Source organism: Anabaena sp. CCY 9910 (genome assembly GCF_963920875.1).
Lineage (GTDB): Bacteria > Cyanobacteriota > Cyanobacteriia > Cyanobacteriales > Nostocaceae > Trichormus > Trichormus variabilis.
Genome location: NZ_CAWUDJ010000009.1, coordinates 39094 through 51184 on the forward strand (window position 1 = coordinate 39094; position 12091 = coordinate 51184).

8 protein-coding genes are annotated in these 12091 nt (G+C 41.8%); 4 read left to right on the top strand and 4 right to left on the bottom strand.

The genetic code is table 11. The features are described from left to right. Positions 1–2: 2 nt before the first annotated feature. A complete protein-coding gene (locus tag ACM5QX_RS09625; RefSeq protein ID WP_011320518.1) occupies positions 3–743 on the bottom strand; it encodes a cytochrome c biogenesis protein CcdA in 741 nt (246 codons plus the stop codon). 559 nt (positions 744–1302) lie between these two features. On the opposite strand from ACM5QX_RS09625, the gene ACM5QX_RS09630 reads away from it, so the two are divergent. From ACM5QX_RS09630 to ACM5QX_RS09645, 4 genes are all read left to right on the top strand, one after another. After that, positions 1303–1575, top strand: a complete 273-nt coding sequence (locus tag ACM5QX_RS09630) for a GlsB/YeaQ/YmgE family stress response membrane protein (protein ID WP_190568489.1) — start codon at positions 1303–1305, stop codon at positions 1573–1575. A gap of 170 nt (positions 1576–1745) precedes the next feature. Then, positions 1746–2438, top strand: a complete 693-nt coding sequence (locus tag ACM5QX_RS09635; RefSeq protein WP_011320516.1) for a manganese catalase family protein — start codon at positions 1746–1748, stop codon at positions 2436–2438. Between the two features lie 238 nt (positions 2439–2676). Beyond that, positions 2677–3405, top strand: a complete 729-nt coding sequence (locus ACM5QX_RS09640; protein WP_414753328.1) for a DUF3891 family protein — start codon at positions 2677–2679, stop codon at positions 3403–3405. Between the two features lie 865 nt (positions 3406–4270). Then, on the top strand, positions 4271–8164 hold the full coding sequence (locus ACM5QX_RS09645; protein ID WP_414753329.1) for a PAS domain S-box protein: 3894 nt from the start codon (positions 4271–4273) through the stop codon (positions 8162–8164). A 314-nt stretch (positions 8165–8478) separates the two neighbouring features. On the opposite strand, the gene purH is transcribed toward ACM5QX_RS09645, so the two are convergent. The 3 genes from purH to ACM5QX_RS09660 form a co-directional block, all read right to left on the bottom strand. Next, positions 8479–9999: a bifunctional phosphoribosylaminoimidazolecarboxamide formyltransferase/IMP cyclohydrolase gene (gene purH, locus ACM5QX_RS09650; protein ID WP_414753330.1), complete on the bottom strand. Its 1521-nt coding sequence runs from the start codon at positions 9997–9999 to the stop codon at positions 8479–8481. Between the two features lie 263 nt (positions 10000–10262). Next, positions 10263–10466, bottom strand: coding sequence for a hypothetical protein (locus ACM5QX_RS09655; RefSeq protein ID WP_414753331.1), 204 nt, complete (start codon positions 10464–10466; stop codon positions 10263–10265). 58 nt (positions 10467–10524) lie between these two features. Then, entirely contained in the window at positions 10525–11976 is a 1452-nt protein-coding gene (locus ACM5QX_RS09660; protein ID WP_414753332.1) for a hypothetical protein, read from the bottom strand. Positions 11977–12091: the final 115 nt, after the last annotated feature.

The window sequence follows — 12091 nt, forward strand, 5'->3', positions numbered from 1 at the left end:
GCTTAAAAACTGCCTAGAGGAATCCGAGAAATTAGAGAAAATACGCCAAATCCTACCAATAATGCACCGCTAACTGGATTTATCCAACCAGACCAGCGACGCAATTCCAGCAACTTTTTAATTGATGCTGTGAAAGTACCCGCCAAAATCAAGGGAGTTACATAGCCTGCTGTATAAGAAATCAACAAAACAGCGCCTAAAATTAAATCTTGTGTGTTGGCAACCCAACCTAGTAGACTGGCTAACACAGGAGTACTACAGGGGGAGGCGACCAAGCCGAAAGTTAAGCCAATACCGTAGGAACGCACCCCTGAAGGCAAGTCTTGGGGAATCCAATTAGTATCACCAAAGGATGGAAGTTGCAGAGGTAAAGCTTCTAGTAAGTTTAGCCCCATCAAGATAGCAATGATACTGACAATAATCGGTAAACCAATACCTATCTGACCGTAGACTTTGCCAACCAAAGCAGCTACCACGCCTAGTCCTGCTAGGGTAGTCGCCAATCCCAAAGCAAACCAAGTTGATTGGGCTGCTGCTTGCCAACGACTTTTGGCTTCATAACCACCGATGTAGCCAATAGTAATTGGCAACATGGAAAGCATACAGGGTGTGAGGCTAGTGAGTAACCCTGCGGCAAAAATGATCCCAATACTCAGCAAACTCAGGTGTGTCAGTTGGTAAGAGACAAGGGTGTTAGCAAATTTTTCTAGTTGGTAAATTTGGGTTTGCAGAGTCTCTAGCATGGGGGATTACTGAGGGCGAAATGCTTAATCTGCTTGAATTTTAGCTTATTTTGGGCTGCGGCGTTGGGGTGACTTCAGAACTGAGGATGCGCTTATGCGAACAGAGGCGGAACAGGCCGCAATAGACTAATCTCGATGGCATTGCATAAATGCGAGATGAATTGAGACTTTTATACAAAACCAAATGTTGATTCTACCCTTCCCCTTCGGAGACGCGAATGTGTCTACCTGCGGGTTCCGCTTGCGGTATGCGTGTTAGCGTTAGCGGGGCGTAGCCCGACAAACTAGTAATTAAATATCTTTCTCTAGAAAGATAGCCAATATTTCTGTTTTATAGTTTTGTCTTCGTGGATTATCTTTTTAATAAAAGTCTTTTGAGAAAGTCTATTTATTAAATAATTAGTGGTAAGAAGCTGGAATATAAATATGTCTGTATTCCATTACTTTAAAGATTTTATATCTACCTTCTGGATTTTGTATTTATCTCATTTGGGAGAAACAATTATAAAGCAGACTTAGTAATCTTAATACAGATGCGAGTTAATTTTTTGAGGTAACTATGAATATTATTGCATGGGTAGTATTAGGTTTATTAGCTGGTGCGATCGCCAAAGCCATTTATCCAGGTACACAAGGCGGTGGTATCCTCTCCACAATGATTTTGGGTATCATCGGTGCGTTTATCGGCGGTAGTTTATATAGCCTATTCGCAACGGGAACTTTACAGTTGACAGCCACTAGTCTGAGTCTTCCTGGCCTGTTAATTGCAGTCCTTGGTGCAATGGTTGCTATTTATTTGTGGGGACTACTTAGCAGAAGCAGAAGTGTATAAATTTAATAGGCAAAAGGGGAAATCAAGATTTACTTAAATATTAAGTTTCTGATTTGACTGACTCTGAATAGTTAAATACTTTTGCCTTCCTAGAATAGTTTAAATACATGGCTAGCAACTGAATGTTTGGTTAGTCTTCTCTTTGTTGAAAATAATCACAGGGGCAATTCATGTTTTTTCACAAGAAAGAACCGATTCACGTTGTAAATATCGGTGAAGCAAATCCTCGTTTTGCTCAATTACTCTTAGAGCAATTTGGCGGAGCGACAGGAGAACTATCAGCAGCTTTACAATACTGGGTGCAATCATTCCACGTTGAAAACGCGGGAATTAAAGATATGCTGCAAGATATTGCCATCGAAGAATTTAGCCATTTAGAGATGGTTGGCAAACTCATCGAAGCTCATACGAAAAACGTGGATCAAACAGAGGCTTATAAAAGTACTCTCTTTGCTGTAAGGGGTATTGGACCTCACTTCTTAGATAGTCAAGGTAATGCTTGGACAGCAAGTTACCTCAATGAAGGTGGAGACGTAGTTCGGGATTTGAGAGCGAACATTGCAGCTGAAGCTGGCGCGCGTCAAACCTACGAAGAGCTAATCAAACTATCACCAGATGAAGGAACTAAGCAAACTCTAGTTCATCTCCTCACACGAGAAATCTCTCATACCCAGATGTTTATGAAAGCTTTAGATTCACTGGGTAAATTGACAGATCCATTCTTTGGTAATGTCCAACCCGACGAAACAGTGGCGCTCTACTATAACTTATCATCCAATGGAAACGGTCATGACGAACGTGGCCCTTGGAACTCTGAGCCAACATTCAAATATGTTGCTAACCCACTAGAAAAACATTCCTAATTCAATATGTCGTGGTTAAAGTTTAGTTAGGTTTGGGGTGCAAAAAGGTCTATCAATAGAGTTACCCGACGGATGTATTTCTACGTTGGGTAACTAATTTATTAAATAGGGTAGCTGGTAATATAGTAGCTACCAATTAAACGATGCAAACACTAACCTGTAAATCCTAGTTTTTTACCTCCCAAATATATTTGAATTTATTTGAAAAATCACAATTTAAACTTTAGGAGATGATTTTGTGATTGTGAATGCAACACCAACCGGATGGGAAGTGATTTATCATCGTTCCCACGCCTTGTTAGCAGCGCAAATAGCAGGACAATGGCAACGGAAAAACGCTCCAACCAGAATATACGAAACCTTAGCCGCAATTTCTCATCATGATGATTTAGAGAAAGAATGGGAGGAAGATAATTTGACTGAAGCAGGCGCGCCAATGGATTTCATGATGAACAAAGAAGCTTCTGTGGAAAAATTGGCGAGTCTCATTAAAAATGCGCGTTACCGGGGACGATGGGTAACTTTATTAATTTCTATGCACATTAGCCGCTTGACGGAACCAAAACGCGGCCAGTCGGCCGAGTTAGACGCTTTTTTAGATGAACAACTAGAAAATCAACAGCGTTGGCGTGAAGAACTGGGGATAGAAGAAGATGAGGTAGATGGAGCGTATGCGTTCATGCAGTGGTGCGATCGCCTATCTCTCATCTTATGTCAAAAAGAACTACCTGCCGATGAACGGTTTTTAGAAATTAGTCAAGGGCCTGATGGTCAACGCTATGACATTATGCAACGCAGCGATAATTTGGTAACAGTCAAACCCTGGCCCTTTGAAGACGATAAGTTTACGGTCAATGTCGAAGCTTGCGACTTACAAAAGGTTCAATTTGCCAGTAACGCCAAACTAACTCAAGCACTACAAACCGCTCCCATCAAGGTGCTAGAGTGGACTTTCGTTAAAAATTAACAATTTGCCAATAACTAAAAAGCACCTGGGAGTGTTGCCGTGTTTCCACCCCAGATGCTTTTTATTTTTAACTTGCTCCTCACACACAACTAGAAGATATCACTTGTTATTTTATTTAGCAAGTATATTGCATGACACTTTGCCAACTGCACAGAAAAGTCTCAGGGTAGCCTCAATTAAAAAGCGCCTGGGAGTGTTGCCGTGTTTCCACCCCAGGCGCTTTTTATTTTTAACTTGCTCCTCACACACAAATAAACAATAGCACTTGCGATCATCAATAGTAAATCTATCCTGTGACAGTTTGCTATCTGCACAAAATAGGAGTATTTTGCTGAAATTTGAACATTCCTATCCAGGGGGACAACTGAATACGCACAGCACCATAAAAAAGCGCCTGGGAGTGTTGCCGTGTTTCCACCCCAGGCGCTTTCTATTTTTAACTTGCTCCTCACACACAACTAGAAGGTATCACTTATTCTTTGAGAAGACAAGTATAATGTGTGACTCTTTATGAATTCTTTAAACAAAATATTGGGATCGGTAATAACTGAGTAAAGATTCTTAACATATAGCTCACTTGTTCCCCCATTAGGCTGATTTTAGCGAAACAGTATGTGAATCCAACAAAGCTATAATTTTAAAGGCAACATTAACTAAACTGCCAAACAAAGCTCTGGAAGAGATGAAGTTGTATGTATGAACTTTGTAAAACACCAAGTTATAAAAGTTACCTATTTCCCTGTCCCCTACTTCAAAAGTAAAATTTTAGACTAATCAATCTGCAATATATATCTCAAGATTGTTGCCTCTTGCAAAAAAAACTTGATTTCTCATAAAAACTCTACTGCCAAGGATTAATCGCAGTATGTCAAATATCCAGCGCTCTCATTTGCAGCGTTACTGTATCTCTATTGTGTCGGTATTATTGTCGCTGTTGCTAGGTTTAACGCTGGGAAGATATTTAATAGAGATTTCACCACTGTTTTTTGCATCTGTAGTCTTTAGTAGTTGGTACGGCGGATTAGTACCAGGTTTAGTTGCTACAGTCTTGGCTCTTTTAGTTAAGAATTACTTTTTTAATACACCATTCAACTCAATAGCAGTTAGCCAAGGTAATGATTTACTCAATTTAATCGTGTTTGCTTCTGTAGCAGTATTAATTAGTTCATTAAATTTGCAATTGCGTACTGCAAGGGAAATGTCTGAGGTACAACTGGCTAAGTTGAAAGTAAATTATCGCCACTTGTTAGAGACAGCCAATGAAGGTATTTGGATATTTGACAGTGAAGGAAAGACAGAATATGTCAACCATCAGCTAGCCCAAATGCTTGGTTACAGCGTTGAACAAATCAGCAAATGCTCAATTTTCAGTTTTCTGGAACCCCAGGCGCGTTTGGAAATTGAGCAATGGCTAGAGCAACAGCAAAAGTATTATCAACAAACTAAACAGCAGTTTGATGTACGTTTACAACGCCATGATGGAGCATCACTTTGGGTAATTGTTTCGCTTAGTTCCATACTGGATAAGCACGGACAATTTTCTAGTGCCATTGCCATACTGACTGATATTACAGAGCATAAGCAGAAACAAGCAAAACCTGACCTCGAACGCCAACGCCTACGCGCCATTCTTGATATTCTGCCAATGGGAGTAGTGATTTCCGACGCTAAAGGACAGCTTTTAGAAATTAATCCTGGGGCAAAAGCGATTTGGGGAGAAGATGCGCCATTGCTCGACAATACTAGCCAATATCATCAATATAAAGGATGGTGGCCGGATACAGGTCAACCCCTGGCAGCAGAAGAATGGACTCTAGCCCGTACCCTAGCTACGGGTGAGGCGATAATTGGGGAAGAGATTGATATTGAAACATTTAATGGCGAGCGGAAAACCATCCTCAACTCTGCCGTACCCATCTGTGATGCCACTGGAACGATAGTGAATGCAATCACAGTGAATGTAGATATTACTGAGCGTAAACGGGTAGAAGCCGCTTTAAGGCAAAGTGAAGCACTAGCGAAAGCACGGGCAGAAGAACTCGAAACGATTATGGAGACTGTGCCGGCTGCTGTCTGGATTGCACATGATCCTCATTGCCATTCCATGAGTGTCAATCGTGCTGCTTATGAAATGATGCGAGTACCAGCAGGTTCTGTGATGACCGCAACCCCGGCCAGTGGAGGATATCCCTTTCCTTTTAAAATCCAAAAAAATGGTCAAGATGTTCCTCTGAATGAGTTGGCAATGCAGCAAGCCGGACTGACTGGGCAAGAAGTGGAGGCGGAGGTTGAATTTGTCTTCAGCCCGGAGGATGTACGGCATATTTACGGTAAGGCTACCCCCTTGTGCGATCCAGATGGTAATGTCCGGGGAGTGATTGGGGCATTTTTGGATGTCACTGAACGCCAACAGTTAATGTCTTTGTTACAACAAAAACAAGAATGGCTCGATTTAGCACAGAAGTCTGGAAAAATTGGCAGTTTTGACTGGAAATTGGCTAGTAATATCAATATTTGGTCACAAGAGTTAGAAGAAATTTATGGTTTGCAGCCTGGTGAGTTTGGCGGTACTTTTGAAGATTGGGCAAAATGCGTTCATCCCGATGATTTAGCTAGGGTAAAAGTGGAATTACAGGAATTGTTGAACACAGGCTCGAAGGAATTTTTTAGTGATTTTCGCATCATTCGTCAGGATGGAAGCCTTTGTTGGCTACAGTCGAGAGCCAGAGTTTTCTATGATGATCATGGTCAGCCATTACGGATGGTGGGAGTGAATATCGATGTGACTGAGCGCAAACAGGCAGAAGCAGCGCTACAGCAAAGCGAGGCTCGACTAAAACAGTTATTGCAATCGAGCATTATTGGCATTATTGAGGCAGATTCAGAGCGAATTAATTTTGCTAACGATGCCTTCCTGAAAATTGTGGGCTATACCCAGGAAGACTTGCTCACAGGAAAGTTGCGTTGGCAAGACATGACTCCACTAGAATACAGTGAACTGGATCAAGCCAAGGTACAAGAAGTCATCAACGCTGGGTTCTGCATTCCCTTTGAGAAAGAATATATCCGTAAAGACGGCTCTCGTGTTCCTATTTTATTAGGTGCTGCCCGATTAAGTTCCACTCCTTTAACATGGGTGTGCTTTATTCTCGATTTAACTGCTCGCAAACAAGCAGAAGCAGCATTACAACAAAGTGAATTGATGTTCCGCACATTAGCGGACACCATGCCGCAAATGTTTTGGATTACCCAGCCTAATGGCTACCATGAGTATTTCAATCAACGTTGGTATGACTATACAGGAACAACGTTAGAACAAACCCAAGGCGAAGGGTGGCAAAAGATTCTCCATCCCGATGATGTGCAACGCACCATAGAACAATGGCAAGATAGCCTCTATACTGGCAAAAACTATGATATTGAGTATCGTTTGCGTCGTGCTGCTGACGGGGAATATCGTTGGCATTTAGGTAGAGCCTTTCCACTAAGAGATGAAAATGATCGAATGGTGAAATGGTTTGGTTCCTGCACAGATATTCACGACCAAAAGCTAGCAATTGAAGAACGCGCTCAGGCGTGGGAACAGGAACGTGCCGCCAGGATAGAATTAGAACGAGCCAACCGGATGAAAGATGATTTCTTGGCAATAGTCTCTCACGAGTTGCGATCGCCTCTCAACCCTATTCTCGGTTGGGCAAAACTCCTCAAGAGTCGCAAACTGGATACACTCAAGACTAATCAAGCCCTAGAAGTTATCGAACGCAATGCCAAATTACAAGCCCGGTTAATCGACGATTTACTCGATGTTTCCCGAATTTTACGCGGTAAGCTGAGTTTGAATGTCTGCACTGTTGACTTGGTAACCACCATCGAAGCAGCATTGGAAACTGTACGCTTAACGGCTGAAAGTAAATCGATTCACATCCAAACGGATTTGACTGCCAGTGTGTGTAGAGTTGAAGGCGATCCCAACCGTTTACAACAAGTTGTGTGGAATCTACTGAGTAACGCCGTAAAATTTACACCGGAAGGTGGTGAGATAGAAGTCAAGCTAGAAAGAGTTGGTTCTTTAGCCCACATTCAAGTCAGGGATACAGGAAAAGGTATTAGTCTCGACTTTCTCCCCTATGTGTTTGAACGCTTCCGCCAAGCCGACGAGGTGACAACGAGAAAATTCGGTGGATTAGGGTTAGGGTTAGCCATAGTCCGTCATCTTGTAGAACTCCACGGTGGTTCTGTCCAGGTAACAAGCCCAGGTGAAGGATTAGGCACAACATTTACCGTCAAACTACCCCTAATTGCTGTTTCGCAAATCTACGAAGAGCATTTTGTGGCTGACACCACCCCAAATCTACAAGGCTTGCAAATGGTAGTTGTAGACGATGATGCTGATACTTTAGAACTACTGAGTTTTATTTTGGAACAGTATGGAGTGGAAGTTAAGGCAGTCAATTCAGCAAATGAAGCATTGGAGGCGATCGCCCAAAGCAAACCAGATTTATTATTAAGTGATATTGGAATGCCAGAAGTTGACGGCTATATGCTGATTAAGCAAATCAGAAGTATGGAAGTAGCATTAGGCACAAAACTACCAGCGATCGCCCTCACCGCCTTTGCTGGCGAAACCAACTTTCAAAAGATTATGTCTGCTGGCTTCCAAAGGCATCTAACCAAGCCTGTAGAACCATCGGAACTAGCCACAGTCATAGCCAATCTAATTCAAAGTAATACCAATTTGAAAAAAGCATCCGACAAATAAACCATCTGTAGAGACGCGATGAATCGCGTCTTCACCCAAGGATGTGTTGCAATCATTAATTGAATTGGTATTATTCGTAATTTTGCCATCTAGTATTTCAATTAAAAAGCGCCCAGAAGTGTTACCGTGTTTCCACTCTAAGCGCTCTTAATTTCAACTTGCTCCTCACACTATTAGAAGATAACACCGCCTTGAAACCAAAGCTAATGTTATCAGTGACACTTTCCTAACTGCACCATTGTGAGGGATTGGGGACTGGGGACTGGGGACTGGGGACTGAGCGAAAATATTAAAGTAAGTTATCCCCTTGTCTCCTAATGTAAAAAGTGACGCACCCCAGTCAACACCATCAACAAACCGAGTTCATTGGCAGCCTTGACAGAATCTTGATCCCGCAGACTTCCCCCTGGCTGGACAATGGCGCTAATGCCGGCGGCGGCGGCGGTTCTCACGGTATCATCAAAGGGGAAAAATCCATCGCTGGCGAGGATTGCACCTTTAGCTTTGTCTCCAGCTTGTTCTAAGGCAATTTTCGTTGAACCAATGCGGTTCATTTGTCCTGCACCTACACCTAGAGTAGTGCGATCGCTTGTCACAACAATAGCGTTAGATTTAACGTGTTTGCAAACTTTCCATGCAAACAGCAATTCTGCTAATTCATCGGGTGTAGGTTGGCGTTCTGTGACTACTTGCCATTGACTTGTATCAGCAACAATATCATCCGCAGCCTGCACAAGGAAACCCCCAGAAATTTGTTTGACTAAAGTTTTAGGCCCGGTAATCAAATCAGCCAAAGTCAACACCCGCACATTAGATTTCTTGGAGAGGATTTTTTGGGCTTCTGCATCGCAATCAGGCGCAACGACACATTCTAAAAACGTCTTAGTTAATTCGCTGGCTGTCGCTGCATCAATGGGACGATTCAGGGCGACAATTCCCCCAAAGGCCGAAGTAGCATCAGCATTAAAAGCTTTTTGATAAGCTTCCACAATGGTATCCGCCAATGCCGTACCGCAAGGATTAGTATGTTTGATGATGGTAGCGGCTGGTGTATCAGTGAACTCTGCAATAATTCGTCGGGCAGCTTCTAAGTCAACTAAATTATTGTAACTGAGTTCTTTTCCTTGCAGTTTCTTGGCTGCTGTCCACCCTGTTGGCGTAGTCCCAGTTTGATACCAAGCTGCTGGCTGATGGGGATTCTCACCGTAACGCAGAGATTGTAATTCAGTCCCGCTTAGGGTGTGCTGTTGTGTACCTGCGAGGTAAGAGGCGATCGCGCTATCATAACTCGCCGTATGCAAAAACCCCTTCAACGCCGCCTTTTGACGAAATTCTAAGGAAACTTCCCCGTTATTTTGCCGTAATTCTTGCAGATATTCATCATACTGCGCCGGATCACATAATACCGTCAGATGGGCAAAATTCTTTGATGATGCCCGTAACATTGCCGGGCCGCCAATATCAATTTGTTCCACGGCTTCCGCCAACGTCACCCCTGGTTTAGCAATAGTTTCCTCAAAGGGATAAAGATTCACCACCACCAAATCAATCGGGCGAATTTGGTTATTTTCCAAATCTGTCAAATCACTAGCTACATCCCGCCGGGCTAAAATCCCCCCATGAATCCGGGGATGAAGAGTTTTCACCCGTCCACCCAAAATCTCTGGCGAATCCGTATATTCTGAAACCTTCGTTACAGGTATTCCCGCATCCTTAAGGGCTTGGGCTGTCCCCCCACTGCTGATTAAATCAAATTCAAATTCTTCCACCAAGCGACGAGCTAGGTCAATTAAACCAGTTTTATTAGATACACTCAGCAGTGCTAGACGCGCCATGTCTCAATTCCTTAGATGCGAAAGACTCCAATTCTTACATAACCCAGGGTTCACTTCAAGACCATTCTCACTTTTTAGAGATAGACTGCAAACTTCTTCAAGTCTTTAGGGATTACCTGTGGAAAGATAAAGTAGGGCAAACAAAAAAGAGATAAAGATTGTTTTAATTATCTTTATCCCCTGCTTTCTTGTAAAATCAGCAAAATTATGATCAACAATTAGCTAATTTGCATTTGCTGACCGAGTATAGGCTTCCTATGAGATTAATTACGCTTTAATCTCAACTTTAAATGAGCTATACTGACACCACCAAAAATCAGTAATCCTAGAGTTGAAGAAGATTCAGGAACGCTTTGAGTAGAAGCAGTAAATATACGTGGCAGAACTCGCTGGTAAAATTTATCGTTATTGTCTAAACCACTAACAGCCAGCTTAAAAGGAGTAGTAGGAATTTTAAATTTTCCCACAAATTCATAGTCTGTGGCTTCTGGATCTCCTCCTAGCAGGTCTATTAGTTTAATCGTGTCACCATGTTAAATTGCTTGACAAGTAAGGTTCGATTAAATTAAAAGCAGAGCCAATTTCAAAGGTATTGAGAGAAAATAGTTGACCTCCTGTTTTTTGAGCAACTTCTATGTATGCAGGATCAATAGGAGAACAAGAGCCATTTAAAAGAAAATTAACTTTTGTATTCTTCGCACCTGCTTTGGTAGCAACCTGAGAACTTAAACTTCCATCTTTAGAAGTAGCATCGGTAAATACAAAAAGATTAGAGTTGGGTAAACTAGCTTCTACTGCTCGCAAAGTTCCTGTCATTGATAATTCAGGACAATCACCTCCTCCTCCAACACTAAGGCTGTTGACTGCTGCAAGCAGCGTTTTAGGATCTTGGGTTACAAAAGGAGTACCAACACTAGGATCATTAAAAGTTTGCAGCAAATATTCAGGTACTTCAGTTTTATCTTGAATACTGTTAACAGCTCTTGTAACTTGGTTTTTCACTTGTCCGATTACAGATCCCATGCTACCAGTGGTATCTATAACGAAACCAAGAGTGCCTGTTAAACCCATTAATGCCTGTATAGGTTTAAATTCATTTTTGACCCCTGGTGCTTGCAAAATCTGATTAATAAAATCTGAACTTGCTTGAACGGCTAAATTCCTAGCTTGAGGGAAACCAGGGCGGCTGGAATCATCTTTATTAAGACCTTCAGGACAGGCTATTGGAATGGCACCATGATTAGTTTTCCCTGGTGGTGCGGCACAAGGTGCTGGACTAGTTATTCCACCCGATACAAAATAGCCTGATGTCAGGTCTGTTAATCCAGGTAAAAGAGTAGATGGATCGCCAAGAGGAGAAGTTGGTGTAGTTAAAGGTAATCCAGCAAATGTTGATCTTCCAAGTCGAGTATCAATAGTAGTATTGCCTAGTTCTACCCAATTAGTATGAGCATAGAAATCTTGAATTGTATGCAAAGCTCCACCTAATGCTTGACGTGCAGCAGAACCATCTGGTTGAGCTTTTATAATGTTATCAATGACCTCTTGTTTTAAGTTAAGTATGCGTGTTGTAGCAGCTAAAAAAGATTCATCATCAAAGTGAAAGTCAGCCCTAGCTTGATTGTTGGGAAATATGACACTGTCTGTATCTTTATTGGCTTCTATGATTTGGTCAAGTGCTTTGTCAGAGAATTTGAGTGTCTTGCCATCTATCGTTACAGATATTGGTTTAACTGCATCCGAAGTAATTCCTAAATGACCATCGCGGGTTAACTTAAAAGCTATCGCAGGTCGTCCTGAAAGAAATATTAATCCTGATTCTACTAACAAAATAGCCACAGCAAACTTTTTCAAATCATGAATCATCGTTGCACACTCTTTTATAATTTTTTTTCTCCGTAGGTATATACTGAAAACGCCGATTAGGGATTTAAGGTTTTTATCTCCGCAAGATAATTTGGGTACGGAAATCACCAATTATTGCCTATTAACTTTTGGTAAAGAATTAGTAAAACCACAGCAAATTTATCATAATCACAGTATGCTTTTTTAAAAAGAAATCAATAAAAATACGGATATAATGTGAAATTCA